Origin of the sequence: Stutzerimonas stutzeri, assembly GCF_024448895.1 — a bacterium.
GTDB lineage: Bacteria > Pseudomonadota > Gammaproteobacteria > Pseudomonadales > Pseudomonadaceae > Stutzerimonas > Stutzerimonas stutzeri_Q.
On record NZ_JAMOIC010000007.1, the window covers coordinates 33,262 to 49,427 of the forward strand.

Here is a 16,166-nt window from a genome sequence, read left to right on the forward strand (position 1 = left end):
TAGCGAGCCGGGCCAGATGAACCCGGCGCTGATTCACAGCTTAGTGAATCAGCCCGACGCGCGAGAAATGCGGGAGGTTGCTGAACTTCGGATCGGGCCAACTCATCCAGACCGCGAACGCCTTACCGACAATGTTGCGGTCGGGCACCATGCCGGCAAGATCAGCTGGAATAGCGGCATCCTGCCAATAGCGGCTGTCATTCGAATTGTCACGGTTGTCGCCCATCATGAAGTAATGACCTTCGGGGACACGCCACTCACGATCAGGTTCGACACGATAGCGTGCCATCTCCTTGCGGATCTGATGCTCGGCCTCACCCAGCTTTTCCTGATAGAGCTTTGCACTGCCCAGGCTTCCCGGCTCTTCGCCGACAAGCGTTTCGGGAACCGACTTGCCGTTGATACTCAGGCGCTTATCGCTGCTGTAGCTGACCACATCCCCTGGCAGCCCCACGACGCGCTTGATGTAATTGATGTTCGGATCGCTAGGGTAACGAAACACCATCACATCGCCGCGTTTCGGATCGCTGACATCGATGACTTTGGTGTCGACGACGGGCAGGCGAATGCCGTAGGCAAACTTGTTCACCAGAATGAAATCGCCCACTTCCAGCGTCGGGATCATGGAGCCTGACGGAATCTGAAACGGCTCGATAAGAAACGAGCGCAGCACCAATACGATCGCCAGCACGGGAAAAAACGATTTGCCGTATTCAATCAACACCGGCTCTTTATTCAGAGCATCAAGCGTCGTCTGGTCAGGCCCGGCCCCGGCACGGCCTTCGTAGTTCGCTATCGCAGCCCGGCGACGCGGCGCAAAATACAGCAAATCGATAAGAGCCAGAAAGCCGCATACCGCAACGGCAATTACCAGTAACAGCGGAAAATTGATCGACATGTCAGCTATCTACCTTCAGCACCGCCAGGAATGCTTCTTGCGGAATCTCTACGTTGCCGACCTGCTTCATCCGCTTCTTACCCGCTTTCTGTTTTTCCAGAAGCTTGCGCTTACGGCTCACGTCACCGCCGTAGCACTTGGCCAGAACGTTCTTGCGCAGTGCTTTGACGGTGCTGCGAGCCACGATCTGGCCGCCAATCGCCGCTTGAATCGCAACGTCGAACATCTGACGAGGGATGAGCTCTTTCATCTTCTCGACCAACATCCGACCTTTGTAGTGTGCATTATCTCGATGAACAATCAGCGCCAGCGCGTCGACTTTGTCACCATTGATCAGGATGTCCAGACGCGTCAGATTCGCTGACTGGAAGCACTCGAAGCTGTAATCAAGGGAGGCGTAGCCGCGGCTGACAGACTTCAGCCGGTCGAAGAAGTCCAGCACCACCTCACTCATTGGGAGGTCGTAACGAACCTGGACCTGCGAACCGAGAAACTGCAGATCCTTTTGCACGCCGCGCTTTTCGATGCAAAGCGTAATGACGCTACCCAGGTGCTCCTGCGGGACCAGAATGTTGGCCCTTACGATGGGTTCGCGCATGTCCTCGATCGAGGAGAGATCAGGCAACTTGGAGGGACTGTCGACGTATAGCGTCTCGCCGTTCTTCAACGCCAGCTCATAGACCACTGTTGGTGCGGTGGTGATGAGATCCAGATCGTACTCGCGCTCGAGCCGCTCCTGGATGATCTCCATGTGTAGCATGCCGAGAAAACCAATACGGAAGCCAAAACCCAGCGCGTCGGAGCTTTCCGGTTCGTATTGAAGGGCAGCATCGTTAAGAGTCAGCTTCTGCAGCGCTTCGCGGAAATCCTCGAAATCGTCCGAGCTGACCGGGAACAGGCCAGCATAGACCTGCGGCTTGACGCGCTTGAAGCCGGGCAGCATTTCCACGTCCGGCGTGTTTGAAAGCGTCAGGGTGTCGCCAACGGGGGCGCCCAGAATGTCCTTGATACCGGCAATGATGAAGCCCACTTCGCCAGCTTTGAGATCCGCCGTGCTGCTGTGCTTGGGGTTGAATACACCCACACTGTCGACCTGATGGGTCTTGCCGGTCGACTTCACCAGTACCTTGTCGCCTTTTTTGATCCGACCATGACGGACCCGCACAAGGGAGACAACACCAAGATAGTTGTCGAACCAGGAGTCGATGATCAGCGCCTGAAGCGGCGCATCGATCTCGCCGGTAGGTGGCGGAATAACCTGAACCAGGCGCTCGAGAACGTCATCAACGCCCATACCACTCTTGGCACTGCAAGCAACCGCATCGGTGGCATCGATTCCGATGATGTGCTCGATCTCGTCCTTTACCTTGTCGGGATCCGCCTGCGGCAAGTCCATCTTGTTCAGAACCGGCATGACCTCCAGGCCCTGCTCGATCGCCGTGTAACAGTTGGCTACGGACTGCGCTTCAACCCCCTGCCCGGCGTCCACCACAAGAAGTGCGCCCTCACATGCCGCCAGCGAACGACTGACTTCATACGTGAAGTCCACATGTCCGGGCGTGTCGATGAAGTTGAGCTGGTAGGTTTTGCCGTCTCGAGCCTTGTAATACAGCGTGACGCTGTGTGCCTTGATTGTGATGCCTCGCTCACGCTCAAGGTCCATCGAATCAAGTACTTGCGCGTTCATCTCACGCTCGGTGAGGCCGCCACACATCTGGATGAATCGGTCAGCCAGGGTCGATTTGCCATGATCGATGTGCGCGATGATGGAGAAATTGCGGATATGACTCAGGTCGCTCACAGCTCAACACTCGAATACGCCGCAGGCCGATTGCCCGCTGAAAATAGCCGCAAAGTGTACCTGATAGGTCTAATCAGCGCCACGCCGGACCCGGGCACCTATTCCACGCCGCCGATACGCGGCCTGTAGAAGGAATAATCACATCGTCAACAGAAAAAGCGGCCTGAAGGCCGCCTTCCGTTCGCATGAACCGGTCATTCAGCAAGTTTGAAGGTGATGAAACTCGCCCGACCCTGACGCAGCACTCGCATGGAAACAGAGCGATTCTTTGGCAATTGGTCAGCGACACGACCAAAGGTGGAGGCCGAATCAATCGCCTGATTGGCCAAATGGGTGATCACGTCCCCTGGCCGCAAACCGATCATCGCCGCCGGCCCGTTCGTCACCTCGGTAATTACCACACCACCAGGCAGATCCAGGCTGCGCCTTTGTTCGTCGGTCAGTTCGGACACTTTTACGCCAAGCCTGTTGCTGCTTTTCTCAGTGCTCTCACTTGCGGTCGCGACGTCGCCGTCCTCAGGCATGGCGCCGATCCGAACATTGAGCGTCTGGCGATCGCCCTCTCGAACGATGCCAAGCCTGGCCTGAGTATCTGGCTTGATCGTACCAATCAGATGGGGCAAGTCGGCCGACATATCAATATCGTTGCCGTCAACACTGAGGATGACATCACCCACCCTCAAACCACCCTTGGCAGCTGGGCTCCCATCTAGCACCTGAGCAACCAGCGCACCTGCTGGCCGCTCGAGCCCGAACGATTCAGCGAGGCCACGATTGACGTCTTGAATGACCACTCCCAGCCAACCCCTACTGACTTTACCGTCAGTCCGCAGCTGATCGGCTATATCCATGGCTATGTCTATCGGAATAGCGAAGGACAGGCCCATGAAGCCGCCCGAACGGGTAAATATCTGGGAATTTATGCCAATCACTTCGCCTTGCAGGTTGAAAAGCGGCCCGCCGGAATTTCCCGGATTAATGGCCACGTCAGTCTGGATAAAAGGCACATAGCTCTCATTTGGCAGGTTCCGCCCCGTGGCGCTCACAATCCCGGCGGTGACCGTATGATCGAATCCGAACGGCGAACCGATTGCCAGCACCCACTCCCCCGCTTTCAGAGAGCTGGACTTACCAAGTTTCACTGCAGGCAGACCAGTGGCGTCAAGCTTTAGGAGCGCAACATCCGTCCTGGGGTCGGCACCGACAAGAGTTGCCTCCAGCTCACTGCGGTCAGGTAAGCGGACAATGATCTCATCAGCATCGGCAACAACGTGGTTGTTGGTTAACACATAGCCGTCACTGGAGATGATGAAACCCGACCCAAGGGATTGTGCATCGGGCTGCCGCCCGCCGTGCGGGATTTCAGGGATGCTTCGCTCAAAGAACTCTCGAAAGATCGGCGGCAAGCCTTCGAGGTCTGGGAGATGAGGATTGGCCCCCTGTGCAGCCGCTTTTTGATTGGTACTGATATTGACGACAGCCGGAGAAGCACTCTCAACCAAGGGCGTGAAGTCCGGCAATTGCGCATAAGCTGCAGCCGTCTGGATTAGCAGAAACAACGCAATGATGGACGCGAAGCGATTCCGTAACACCTTCAAAGCCATACCCCCGATGATTTCCGCCCCGCTTATGCAGGCGTTGCCACCAGCATTGCACGCAATACGACAGGTTGTAGCGCTGGATCATCAGCTTTTCGCTGGCTTCGCTTGCGAACTATTAGACAAGCAAAGAAGAACCCGAACGCACTGAACAGAATTATGTACGGCTCCGCTAGCGCCATTTCAGACGCAGCTACGGCCGAAGCAAAAAGAGTCAATAACGGGAAAAGATAAACAAGAAAGGCGCCCCGCAGCAGCGCACGCTCGCGAATGCCAATGACAACAGCATCGCCTACATCGAGATGAAGATCGGACGAAGCCCGAATCAGACCTCGACGCTCGCGTATGCCTAGCCTATCGGTGAGCCCCTTGCCACAACCACTCCTGACAGAGCAGCCGGAGCAAGTGCTGCTGCGCTGAGTCTCGACCCAAACAGCGCCCGCTTCTACCGCAACGACGCGGCCAGGCTCTTCGATCATTGCGACGCCGGTTCGGACCCAGAGCGCATCGACAATGCCATTCGTTCGGCGGTCCCCAGAGGGATCTCGCCTACAACGGTGACCATCACATCACCGTTTGAAGTCGAAATACGCTTGGACACAGCAACCGTTGGCCCCATCTGGCTACGAGTGTCTTCGACGACAGCGCCGTCCAGAGCCTCGACAAACACGGATACGCGGGCGAGACCATCTCCATAAGAGAGCCAGGTGACCGGCTCTTCTGATGCCGGACTTGGGCGAACATTCGAATCGATCAGCTCAAACCCGTCAGGCACCCAATCAGAGCGCCATTCAGTATCAACCGTGTCTTGGTTGCTCGCTAGAGATACAGGCCGGCATTCAGAACCTGCCTGGACATCGTCCGCCTTAATAGAATCAGCGGAAAAATGGGTGAACTGAAACCGCTCTAACAATTGCCCGCCCTCGTCGAGAAGCAACGACTTGAGCGGCAGCGCCGTTTCCCGATCCAGATGCAGCTCAAAACCATAACGATGCTGATCACGCGGACTAATGGCTAGCGCCAAAGCAGGTCGCCCAGCAACTCGAGACTCACCAATAACCTTGAAACTATATGACTTGGATAGCATGTCGGGCTCAAGCTGCTGCTGGCGCCACGGCTGCGCGTATCGCACCTGGGACGCCATATCCTCGCTCGCGCATTGAACCTCGCCATTCACGAGAGACACTTCAGCTGCCGGACCATCCAACTGCAGCAGGCGCTCGCGCAGCTGCTCTCCGTCTACAAACTGCCATACGGAATGACTGGAAAAGCTCCCGTTGCGCTCGTAGACGAAAGTGCCTTCGTAACTTTGCTTTTTCTCAGCTGCCGCAAGCCTCTGCATCCAAGCATTAGCGTCATCAGCAGCAAAGGCCGGCATTGATAGCCAGCCTCCGAGCACCACATACAGCGGTATTACACGCATGTTGTTCCTTAACGATCTTCCATGCTTGCGGCACGCGCATACGGCAACGCACTTTCAGAGCCGGCACCAAATGCAGCTTGTTGTGCATGCTGACGCACGTACGAAGGCAACCTTTTCTCATGCCATCCTTCAGCGGAAGCCTCAGCGCCCGCTTCTTGAGCAGCTGGCGCATCCGCGCTTTCGCTGTAGCCTGCCAATACTGCCGGACCCTGGCTAGCCTGCGGAACAGCAATAGTAGGCTGAGCAGCCTGCTGTGCAATCTGCGGACCCGCGACTTCGCTCTGATTGTAAAGCCGCACACCCGCAAGCACCGCGACAGTTACAGAAGCTGCAACCGCAAGCCGACCAATATTCCGCCAAGCGGAAGGTTGGGTCTTGGCTGCGCTGAGGGCAGGTTCATCAGCCAAAGCTGCTGAGACCGCCGAAGCGATATCCAGGCGAGGCTCAATCAACTCCTTGTGCATTGCAGCACGAGCTAACTGATAACGCGACCAAGTCGACCGCATTTCAGTGTCACCGTCAGTGGCAAGCACTCGACGTAGTTCCAACTCGTCCGCTTCGTTATCCATCACCGCGGACAGCGATTCATGCAGGGCTTCACGACTCATAGCGGTTCCTCTCTTGGCTGTCGCCGCTGTCTCAGGATTCATGCAACAAGGGTTGCAATGCTTTATCGATGGCTTCCCGCGCCCGGAAAATCCGTGAGCGGACCGTACCCACCGGACACTGCATGACGTTTGCAATGTCTTCATAACTAAGACCATCAAATTCACGTAGTGTTAGAGCGGTACGCAAATCTTCTGGAAGTTGTTGGATAGTTCTATGAACTGTGTCCTCTATTTCATCCCTGAGCAGCGCTCGTTCCGGCGACTCGATATCTTTTAGAGCGTGATCGCCCTCATAAAATTCGGCGTCTTCGGAGCTTACGTCGCTATCAGGTGGCCTTCTCCCTCGCGCCACCAGATGATTCTTCGCGGTGTTAATGGCGATGCGGTACAGCCATGTATAAAAAGCGCTGTCTCCACGAAAATTCGCCAGAGCGCGATAGGCTTTGATAAAGGCTTCCTGTGCGACGTCCTGAGCCTCATGAGAGTCATGTACGAACCGCACGATCAAACCAAGAATCTTGTGCTGGTACTTCAATACCAACAAATCAAAGGCCCGCTTATCACCCCGTTGCACTCGCTCGACCAGTTGCTGGTCCTGCTCCTGGGTTAGCATAAACACTCCTCCATGACCTGGAAGGGGTGCTGCGCTCGCCTGCGAGCTGACCTGCCAGAATAGACCCGGGCTTTACACAAAAGTTCTCCCCCTCCAAGCAAGCATTCCTGCAACACACCTGATGGCATTGGCGAGCAGCACCTGGAAACGAACCGCCTCCAAAGCGCACTCGTGGCATCCACTATAAAAACCAACCGGCCACCCACTGATCGGCGCCCGGCCTGCATCCACAACTGTCTATAGAGATAGGCTTGCAAGAAAAGTTCCAAAGCAACCGCCAGTTCAACAAGGGCCGCTATTTTGCAGGCGGACGCGCCTATATACTAGGCCTCGCCTCAATGTGAGATCCGAAATGAGCCGACATTTAGAGTACGACGTCCTGGTCATAGGCAGCGGCGCCGCCGGTTTGACGCTGGCGCTCAACTTGCCAGGGACGCTGCGTATTGCGGTATTGAGCAAGGGCGACCTTGCCAACGGGTCGACTTATTGGGCCCAGGGTGGCGTGGCAGCGGTGCTCGACACCAGTGACACGGTCGAATCACACGTAGCCGACACGCTCATTGCCGGAGGAGGGCTATGCAAAGAAGAAGCCGTGCGGTTTACGGTGGAACATAGTCGAGAGGCAATTCAATGGCTGATCGAACAAGGCGTCCCTTTCACCAGAGATGAAGCCGATCGGGAGGCTGGCAGTTTCGAATATCACCTTACGCGCGAAGGCGGGCATAGTCACCGACGTATCATCCACGCCGCGGATGCCACTGGCGCTGCAATCTTCAATACCCTGCTCTCCCACGCCCATGATCGGACAAATATCGACCTCCTGCAGCAGCGGGTAGCGGTCGATCTGATCACCGAACGAAAACTTGGACTGCCCGGCCGACGCTGCGTTGGCGCCTACGTTCTGGATCGCGCAACTGGCGAGGTCGACTCCTTCCAGGCGAAGTTCGTGGTTTTAGCTACCGGCGGCGCGGCCAAGGTTTACCTTTATACGAGCAATCCTGACGGCGCATGCGGCGATGGCATCGCCATCGCCTGGCGTGCGGGATGCCGAGTCGGCAACCTGGAGTTCAACCAGTTTCACCCAACATGCCTGTACCACCCGAAGGCAAAGAGTTTTCTGATCACAGAAGCTCTGAGAGGCGAAGGCGCCATTCTGACACTGCCCAATGGTGAACGCTTCATGCCCCGCTTCGACACGCGCGCAGAGCTAGCCCCGCGCGACATTGTCGCTCGCGCAATTGACCATGAGATGAAGCGCCTGGGCATTGACTGCGTCTTTCTGGATATCAGCCACAAGCCCACTGCGTTTATCAAATCCCACTTCCCAACGGTTTATGAGCGCTGCCTCGAGTTTGGTATCGACATCACAAGAGAGCCAATTCCAGTGGTGCCTGCGGCGCACTACACCTGCGGTGGCGTGTTGGTCGATCAAGCCGGCAAAACCGATATACCCGGGCTGTACGCAATAGGCGAAACCAGCTTCACCGGTCTTCACGGCGCCAACCGAATGGCCAGCAACTCGCTGCTGGAGTGTTTCGTCTACGCGCGAGCCGCCGCACAGGACATGCTTGCAGAGCTGCCATCAATCGAAGGCCTCCCGTCCCTTCCGACATGGGATGCCAGCCAGGTTACCGACTCGGACGAGGACGTCATCATCGCGCACAACTGGGACGAACTCAGACGCTTCATGTGGGACTACGTGGGTATCGTCAGAACCACGAAGCGGCTCGTACGTGCGCAGCACCGGGTGCGCCTGCTACTGGCGGAAATCGATGAGTTCTATAGTAATTACAAGGTCAGCCGGGACCTGATCGAACTGCGCAATCTCGCAATGGTGGCGGAGTTGATGATCCGGTCTGCCATGTCGCGCAAGGAAAGTCGCGGCTTGCACTTTACATTGGATTATCCCGAGCAATTGCCAGAAGCAAAGGACACTATTCTGGTTTCGCCCACCTACGGCGACTGAACTTCAATCTGAGTCGCAGACGTCGATGCTGGTCGCGCGGCATTGCACCGCGCGGAATGCAGATCCCGTGGGAAAACCAGTCGCCCGGCACCCGGTAGCGAAGTATGACTACCATTGGCAGCGCAAGGCTGTCAGGCCTCAGCTGCACGGGCTGCCAGCCCGATTGGCGACTCCACAAAGACCATCCTTGCTCCGCGTGACGTAACGCACGCCACGATGAACGGCGTGACAGCAAGATCGACGTAGGAACGACCCATACCGCGTGAAGCACGCACACGCCCAGCAGAATCATTTGAAGCCAAAGCGGAACCGGCAGCACAACCAGCGTGATGCACGCCAACATCAGCACCGCCAGATATAGCGAGAGCAGCAGGCCCGACGCCCGCCAGCTGCATTCAAATACGGAGTTACTTGGGCTGGACACGGTCAAGGATCATGCGAACCATACAGCGCAGGTCCTCATCGTCTGGCTCGGCGCGCTCCATGAACCAACCAAACATATCCTGATCCTCGCAGCTCAGCAGCTTGCGGTAGCGACGCTGATCTTCTTCGTTTAGCTCCGGATAGACTTCCTTGACGAAAGGCACCAGCAGAACGTCCAGCTCGAGCATGCCGCGGCGGCTTTGCCAGAACAGGCGATTAAGTTCGGATTGTTCGACCATGCCAATGCTCCTTAGATGAAGCCCGGCATTATAGCGGCTGGCGGGACGACGCGGCACGTCTGTTCGCGACATGGAGTGGCAGCTGGCGCACACTGTGTTTCGTCAAGCTCCTGCTATGATGCCGACCCGGATTTCTTCACGGCGACTCTTCATGACCGACACTGCTTTTTTCTGCGTCTTGTCGCACGAAGGTGTGCTGGCTGTACGCGGCCCGGATGCAAGCAAGTTTCTGCAGGGCCAATTGACCTGCAACATGAATTATCTGAATGACCACCATTCCAGCCTGGGCGCTCGCTGCACCCCTAAAGGTCGTATGCAGTCCAGCTTTAGAATCCTGCCGGATGGCGACGGATATCTGCTGGCAATGGACCGTGGCCTAATTCAGCCGCAGCTGACTGATCTGACGAAATTCGCGGCCTTCTCGAAATCCAAACTCTTCGACGAAAGTGACGAATGGGTTCGCTTCGGCCTCGCCAACGGCGATGGCGCACTCGTCAGCCTGGGCCTGGACCTTCCACAGGAAGCTGACGAGGTCGTTACCGCTCACGGGCAGATCGCAATCCGCCTGATCGATGGCCGAGCGGAACTCTGGGTCCGCGCCAGCGAGGCAGGCACGACTCGGATACGTCTGGCAGCACAACTGCAGGAAGCATCGCTCGGCGCGTGGTTGCTGGCACAGGTTCGCGCCGGCGTCGGCCAGGTAGTCGCGCAGACCCGGGAGCTCTTTATACCCCAGATGATCAACCTTCAGGCGCTAGGCGGCGTCAGCTTCAAGAAGGGTTGTTATACAGGGCAGGAAATCGTCGCCAGGATGCAGTATCTCGGCAAATTGAAGCGCCGCCTGCATCGACTCAGCGCCGACAGTGTAGACGTGGAAGTGCCGTCGCCTGGGTTGGAGCTGTATTCCCCGGTGCATGGCTCAAGCGTTGGCGAAGTCGTGCTTGCAGCCAGTGCAGACGGCGCGATGGAGCTGCTGGCGGTCCTCCAGGAAGACGCGGCAGCTGACGGTCGGATATTTCTCGGTTCACCGGATGGATTGCCACTCACGCTTCTCGAACTGCCATACAAATTAGACGCGGACAAAGAAATCCAGCGCTGACTTAAAGCCATACCCAACACTGATTATCGATAGGGAAAGACATGAGCACTCTTGCCGACAAAGTCCAGCGGGAATTGATGCAGGCGATCGAAAACGACGAGCTGGTTCTGCCTACGCTTCCGGAAGTCGCACTTAAAGTCCGGGAGGCGGCAGAAGATCCAGACGTCAGCATCCCGACACTGGCAAAGGTGATCGGTAACGACACCGCCCTCACCGCGCGCATCATCAAGGTTGTCAACAGCCCGCTGTTGCGCACCAATCGCGAAATCAACGACCTGCAGATGGCGATCAGCCGTCTTGGCATCAACTACACGTCAAACCTTGCAACCGGATTGGCCATGGAACAGATGTTCCAGGCCACAACCGACGTCGTCGACCGCAAGATGCGGGAGGTGTGGAACAAAAGCACCGAGATCGCAGCCATCAGCCATGTGCTGTGCCGCAATTTCACCCGGCTTCCGGCTGATCAGGCGACACTTGCCGGGTTGATCCATCAGATAGGAATCCTGCCCATTCTGACCTATGCCGAAGAGCACAGCGCTTTGCTGAGCGATTCGATCAGCCTGAATCATGTCATCGACCGCATCCATCCAATAATTGGCGAGAAAATTCTGCGCGCTTGGGAGTTCCCGGACCCGATCGCAATCGTCCCCGGCCAACACCTGGACTTCTCTCGTGTATCGGAAAAGGTCGATTACGTCGATATCGTTCAGGTCGCGACCTTGCAAAGCTTCATCGGCACTACGCACCCTTACACGCAGCTCGACTGGAACCAGATCCCAGCGTTCTCCAAGCTCGGGCTTGATCCAAACACCCTGTTGCAGGAAGACGAAGACCTGTCGGCCGCCATGGACGCCGCCATGAGCATGCTTCAGTAGCGCCTCAGAGGGGTATCGCTCGATACCCTCCCCCACTCATCTTCCCTTTTCCGCATCCGCTTTTCCTGAACCTCGCCTGACCGCTCGCCCGGTACAAGGAACCGTCTCGTCCGCGCCCAGTCACAAAATAGACGGCGATCTTGCCGCATCTCGCTAGTGCCCTTGTGTTACCGATAGCGGCGCACCAGCTTGTCAGCTAGATGAAGGAGAACAAGATGAGAACCAAGACTTTCTTTTCAGGTACGGCAGCCGTTTTATTCGGCGTAGCCGCGAACTTCGCGTTGGCGGCCGACGGCGAAAACTTTGTCGACGAGGCGTCAGCAAAAGGCATGGCAGAAATTGAAACCGCCAAGCTGGCACTGGACAAAGGTACCGCCGAAGACGTCAAAACTTTTGCTCAAAAGATGATCGATGATCATACCAAGGCGAACCAGAAGCTTGCTGAACTGGCAGGCCAGCATGACGATCTTGAGATGTCGGACGAAGCCACTCTCATGGATAAGGCCAAAGCCATGATCCTGAAGTTGCGCGATGGTGAGAACTTTGACCAGGCTTACGCCAACAACCAGGTCGCGGCACACGAGCAGACCATCGAGCTGTTCCGTGAATATGCCAAAGATGGCGAGAATGCAGAGCTCAAAAAGTTTGCCGAAACCACTCTCAAGGATCTAGAGCAGCATCTACAGCACGCTCAAGAGCTGGCCTCTGCCCACGGCAGCAAGCAATAAGTCTAGGCTATAGGTCCAGACAGCGCCGCAGCCCGACTGCGGCACCACTCACACTTCCTCTGGCAGTTGCCAGTCGATCGTCACCAGTCCACATTGGCGAAGAAACTGATTCGCACGACTGAAGTGCCCATTACCGATAAATCCGCGATGTGCGGATAGCGGCGACGGATGAACGGACTTCAGCAATAAGTGTTTCGTCGGGTCGATCAGTTTGGCCTTGCTCTGAGCGTGCGCGCCCCAAAGCATGAAAACCACCCCCGAGCGTTGCTCGCTGACCACCTCAATTATCCTGTCGGTCAAGCGCTGCCAGCCCATTTTGGCGTGAGACCCTGCCATTCCCTGCTCTACCGTCAGCGACGTGTTGAGCATCAGAACACCTTGATCCGCCCAACTCTGAAGATACCCGTGACGCGGCATCTCAAGGTTCAGGTCCCGCTTGAGCTCTTTGAATATGTTTTGCAGCGATGGCGGGGGCGCAACACCTGGCTGGACCGAGAAGCACAGCCCGTGGGCCTGACCTGGCCCGTGATAGGGGTCTTGCCCCAGGATCACCACACGCACTTGTTCCAGAGGCGTTGAATTCAACGCATTGAATATCAGCGGGCCCGGCGGATAGACGACTTTGCCCGCAGCCTTCTCACGGCGCAAAAACGCACTCAGCTCCTTCATGTAGGGCTGCTCGAACTCTTCGTGCAACGCTTGCTTCCAGCTTTCCTCGAGTTTGACGCGCTCACCTTGATTCATGGCATGGCCCTGGCCTGACGAGGCGCTGAACCCTAAGAGAAGGCCCCGAATGAGTCAATGCGTACGGAGACAGGAGCGATAGCGCCAAGTTCTACCGGAAAATGCTGGCCACCTCACATTTGTAGAAAAGACATGTCATATACGACCAATGAGTGCGTGACGAATGGTCGCAGCGAACAGTAAAAAAGCCTCTCGCCAACAAAAAATACAATAAGGAATCTGCAATGAAACGGACTGCGCTCCTCGCTCTTGGGCTGGGGTTTTGTCTGGCAGTTGAAGCTGCCGATCCGATAACCCTCGGACTCAACTATCCCCGCACCGGCAGTTACAAGGAAGAAGGCCTATCGCAGATGCGTGGCGCTCTGCTGGCAATCGAAGAGATCAATGCCAAGGGAGGCGTCCTCGGGCGACCACTTAAGCTCTCCACTCGCAACTCTGCCTCACGCCCGGAGAAAGCAGTCGCCAACGTAGACAAGTTGGCTGACGAGGAAGCAGCGATGCTGTTCGGCGGTGCATCGAGCGCGGTCGCCATTGCAGCAGGCAAGCGCGCCAAAGAGCGTGGACTTCTCTATTTCGGCACCCTTACCTACTCCAACGACACGACGGGCAAAGATGCTCATCGATACATGTTCCGCGAATGCAACAATGCCTGGATGAGCGCCCAAGTACTGGGCCAGTACATGAACAAGCATTTGCCGGACAAGCGCTACTTCTACATCACGTCCGACTACACTTGGGGCCACACCAGCGAGAGCTCGCTGCGTCAGGCCACCAGCACTCTGGACACCGCCAAACACCCGGGCGTGAAAACGGCATTCCCTGGCGCCCGTCTTTCTGACTATCGGCAAGCACTGACTCAAGTCGCAGCCAGCGACGCGCAAGTGCTGGTGCTGGTGTTGTTCGGCGAAGACCTTGTGCGCGCGATGCGTATTGCAGACGAGATGGGCCTGAACAAGAAAATGCAGGTCGCGGTGCCGAATCTGACATTGAGCATGGTCGAAACCGCAGGGCCGGACATCATGCGCGGCGTACTTGGCACCGAGCCCTGGACATGGCGGGTTCCTGAGCTTGAAGGCTCGGTCGCCGGTCAGAAATTCGTCGAAAGCTACGACGAGCGCTACCAGACTCACCCGTCCAGCTCGGCTGCATCAGCCTATAGCATCGTTTACCAGTGGGCAGATGCGGCCACGCGGGCGCGCAGCATCGACAGCGAGCGGGTCATCGCCGCGCTCGAAGGGCATCGCTACAGCCTGCTCAAGGACGAACAGCAGTGGCGCACCTTCGACCACCAGAACGTGCAGACGGTCTATGCAGTCAAGGTCAAACCCCGCGAGGAGGTGCTCAAGGACCGGTTCAAGCAGGACTACTTCGAAATTGTTCACCGTCTCACCGGCGAACAGGCTGCGCCGTCACTTGCCGAGTGGCAGGCAGAACGTCGCGCCACAGGCCAGACGCTCGCGCTGCAATAGTTGGCTGAACGGCTCTAGCCTGCCCTCCTCCGTCCCATAGCCAGCGCTCCGCAGACGTGCGAGCGCTGATTGCCCTTCGCCGTAACCGCCCACACCCCGTCATCGTCCACGCCTACACTTTGGTTATCAGCACGGATCTATTGTCTGGGGCCGTCCGAACTGCGGGCGGTCCCGGATATCCGAAGCAAGCAAGAGCGAAGAGGATGACTACACATGAGCACAACCGCAGTCGAGCCCTACAAAGCCGGTGTTTTCGACCTGACCCATAAGCTGACGGTAGAGAAGCATGGCCATACCGCACTGATCACCATTAACCACCCCCCCGCCAACACCTGGGATCGCGAATCACTGATCGGCCTCAAGCAGGTAGTCGAGCACCTCAACCATGACGATGAGGTCTACGCGCTGGTCATCAGTGGCCAGGGCGAGAAGTTTTTCAGCGCCGGGGCTGATCTGAAGCTGTTTGCCGATGGCGACCGAATCCGCGCCCGCGAAATGGCCAAGCGCTTTGGCGAAGCGTTCGAGGCGTTGCGCGAGTTTCGCGGTGTGTCCATCGCCGCCATCAATGGTTTCGCGCTAGGCGGCGGGCTGGAGTGCGCGCTGGCGTGCGACATACGTATTGCAGAACAGCAGGCGGAGCTGGGGCTGCCAGAAGCTTCAGTCGGTTTGTTGCCATGCGCAGGCGGTACGCAGGCACTGGCGTGGCTCGTGGGTGAAGGATGGGCCAAGCGAATGATTCTCTGCGGTGAGCGTCTGACGGCAGATACGGCACTGCGCATTGGCCTGGTGGAACAGGTGGTTGCCACCGGCGAGGCGCGCGGGCATGCGCTTCTGCTGGCCTCACGGGTTGCTCGACAGAGCCCGGTTGCCGTACGCACGATCAAACCGTTGATCGATTCGATGCGCAGCCGAGGCCCTGTCAGCCTAGCTGCAGCGGAACGGGAAGCCTTCGTCGACCTATTCGAAGCCGAGGACACCCTGGAGGGCGTCACCGCCTTTCTGGAAAAACGAGATCCACGCTGGAGGAATCGCTAGGGCCGACTAGCGCTCTCAGGAAGATGTAAAACGCCGCCGGGCCTCGATGGCTCAGCGGCATCCAAGCCTCATGGCGTGCGGGCCAATCAGCGGCGGTAGTGCCTACCGTTGTAATCGTGACGCTGGTGCGTTCTGTAATCACGCCCATCACGAACGGGCGGACGGCGGCCATAGTTATTGGAACGGTCACGATCCCAGCGCTGCGGGCGATCCAATCCTGATCTGCGCTCGCCCTTCCACCCTTGCAACTGTCGAGCATCTCCCCGACGTTCGTGGTTCCAGTGCTGCCGGTCCGACCCGCGGTGACGCTCGTAATACTGCGGAGGGAGCTGCCCCTGATAGCGTGGGGGCAGATTTTGCGGGTACTGCCTGTGCTGAGGATAAGGGCTGCGGGGATCGTACTGTTGGGAGCGACTCTCGACTCGGTAGCTACCGCCGTCTGGCTGGTAGAACCAAACGCCGCCCCGCGAGTCAGCGCTCGCCTGAGCTGCAATGCCCAATCCCAAAACCATGACCATCATGCGAATCTTCATCGTGCACCTCCGGCAGCCGCCCTGCCTGAAAGCTGCGGCCTCGAACTATCAGACCACAGTCAAAACCGGCTGACACCTGGCTGCATGCCAGGTGCATGTCCGGATGTGTCA

17 protein-coding genes are annotated in these 16,166 nt (G+C 57.4%); 6 read left to right on the forward strand and 11 right to left on the reverse strand.

Annotation, left to right across the window (positions count from 1 at the left end):
* Positions 1 to 40: 40 nt before the first annotated feature.
* The 7 genes from lepB to rpoE form a co-directional block, all read right to left on the reverse strand.
* On the reverse strand, positions 41 to 898 hold the full coding sequence (gene lepB / locus NA619_RS10425; RefSeq protein WP_255961800.1) for a signal peptidase I: 858 nt from the start codon (positions 896 to 898) through the stop codon (positions 41 to 43).
* Position 899: 1 nt separating this feature from the next.
* A complete protein-coding gene (lepA, locus tag NA619_RS10430) occupies positions 900 to 2,699 on the reverse strand; it encodes a translation elongation factor 4 (protein WP_255961801.1) in 1,800 nt (599 codons plus the stop codon).
* A 194-nt stretch (positions 2,700 to 2,893) separates the two neighbouring features.
* Positions 2,894 to 4,297 (reverse strand): DegQ family serine endoprotease, encoded by a 1,404-nt coding sequence (locus NA619_RS10435; protein WP_272891739.1) that lies wholly within the window; start codon positions 4,295 to 4,297, stop codon positions 2,894 to 2,896.
* A gap of 29 nt (positions 4,298 to 4,326) precedes the next feature.
* Positions 4,327 to 4,776, reverse strand: coding sequence for a SoxR reducing system RseC family protein (locus tag NA619_RS10440; protein WP_255961803.1), 450 nt, complete (start codon positions 4,774 to 4,776; stop codon positions 4,327 to 4,329).
* The gene (locus NA619_RS10445; RefSeq protein ID WP_255961805.1) at positions 4,773 to 5,720 is read right to left on the reverse strand and encodes a MucB/RseB C-terminal domain-containing protein; all 948 of its coding nucleotides are present in this window, start codon (positions 5,718 to 5,720) and stop codon (positions 4,773 to 4,775) included. The genes NA619_RS10440 and NA619_RS10445 overlap by 4 nt, the downstream gene beginning before the upstream one ends.
* 8 nt (positions 5,721 to 5,728) lie before the next feature.
* Positions 5,729 to 6,328, reverse strand: coding sequence for a sigma-E factor negative regulatory protein (locus NA619_RS10450; RefSeq protein WP_255961806.1), 600 nt, complete (start codon positions 6,326 to 6,328; stop codon positions 5,729 to 5,731).
* A gap of 31 nt (positions 6,329 to 6,359) precedes the next feature.
* On the reverse strand, positions 6,360 to 6,941 hold the full coding sequence (gene rpoE / locus NA619_RS10455) for an RNA polymerase sigma factor RpoE (RefSeq protein ID WP_019342233.1): 582 nt from the start codon (positions 6,939 to 6,941) through the stop codon (positions 6,360 to 6,362).
* A gap of 352 nt (positions 6,942 to 7,293) precedes the next feature.
* Between rpoE and nadB the strand changes: the two genes are divergently transcribed.
* Positions 7,294 to 8,907, forward strand: a complete 1,614-nt coding sequence (nadB, locus tag NA619_RS10460) for an L-aspartate oxidase (protein ID WP_255961807.1) — start codon at positions 7,294 to 7,296, stop codon at positions 8,905 to 8,907.
* On the opposite strand, the gene NA619_RS10465 is transcribed toward nadB, so the two are convergent.
* Entirely contained in the window at positions 8,876 to 9,331 is a 456-nt protein-coding gene (locus NA619_RS10465; RefSeq protein WP_255962004.1) for a protein YgfX, read from the reverse strand. The two genes, nadB and NA619_RS10465, sit on opposite strands and share 32 nt — an antisense overlap.
* Positions 9,315 to 9,569 carry a succinate dehydrogenase assembly factor 2 gene (locus NA619_RS10470; RefSeq protein ID WP_255961808.1) on the reverse strand — a complete coding sequence of 85 codons (255 nt, stop codon included), beginning with the start codon at positions 9,567 to 9,569 and terminating at the stop codon, positions 9,315 to 9,317. Before NA619_RS10470 ends, NA619_RS10465 begins: the two co-directional genes overlap by 17 nt.
* Before the next feature lie 151 nt (positions 9,570 to 9,720).
* Between NA619_RS10470 and NA619_RS10475 the strand changes: the two genes are divergently transcribed.
* The 3 genes from NA619_RS10475 (at position 9,721) to NA619_RS10485 (ending at position 12,274) form a co-directional block, all read left to right on the forward strand.
* Positions 9,721 to 10,668, forward strand: a complete 948-nt coding sequence (locus NA619_RS10475; RefSeq protein WP_255961809.1) for a YgfZ/GcvT domain-containing protein — start codon at positions 9,721 to 9,723, stop codon at positions 10,666 to 10,668.
* Positions 10,669 to 10,709: 41 nt separating this feature from the next.
* A complete protein-coding gene (locus tag NA619_RS10480; RefSeq protein WP_255961810.1) occupies positions 10,710 to 11,546 on the forward strand; it encodes an HDOD domain-containing protein in 837 nt (278 codons plus the stop codon).
* Positions 11,547 to 11,761: 215 nt separating this feature from the next.
* Positions 11,762 to 12,274 (forward strand): DUF4142 domain-containing protein, encoded by a 513-nt coding sequence (locus NA619_RS10485; RefSeq protein WP_255961811.1) that lies wholly within the window; start codon positions 11,762 to 11,764, stop codon positions 12,272 to 12,274.
* Positions 12,275 to 12,322: 48 nt separating this feature from the next.
* Here the strand turns inward: NA619_RS10485 and ung are convergent, their stop codons facing one another.
* A complete protein-coding gene (gene ung, locus NA619_RS10490) occupies positions 12,323 to 13,018 on the reverse strand; it encodes a uracil-DNA glycosylase (protein WP_255961812.1) in 696 nt (231 codons plus the stop codon).
* A gap of 224 nt (positions 13,019 to 13,242) precedes the next feature.
* Here ung and NA619_RS10495 point away from each other — a divergent pair, with 224 nt between their 5' ends.
* Both NA619_RS10495 and NA619_RS10500 read left to right on the forward strand, forming a co-directional pair.
* Complete coding sequence (locus NA619_RS10495) at positions 13,243 to 14,487, forward strand: ABC transporter substrate-binding protein (RefSeq protein WP_255961813.1); 1,245 nt, start codon at positions 13,243 to 13,245, stop codon at positions 14,485 to 14,487.
* A 213-nt stretch (positions 14,488 to 14,700) separates the two neighbouring features.
* Positions 14,701 to 15,522, forward strand: coding sequence for an enoyl-CoA hydratase (locus tag NA619_RS10500; RefSeq protein WP_255961814.1), 822 nt, complete (start codon positions 14,701 to 14,703; stop codon positions 15,520 to 15,522).
* Between the two features lie 86 nt (positions 15,523 to 15,608).
* Here the strand turns inward: NA619_RS10500 and NA619_RS10505 are convergent, their stop codons facing one another.
* Complete coding sequence (locus NA619_RS10505; RefSeq protein WP_255961815.1) at positions 15,609 to 16,055, reverse strand: hypothetical protein; 447 nt, start codon at positions 16,053 to 16,055, stop codon at positions 15,609 to 15,611.
* Positions 16,056 to 16,166 lie beyond the last annotated feature (111 nt).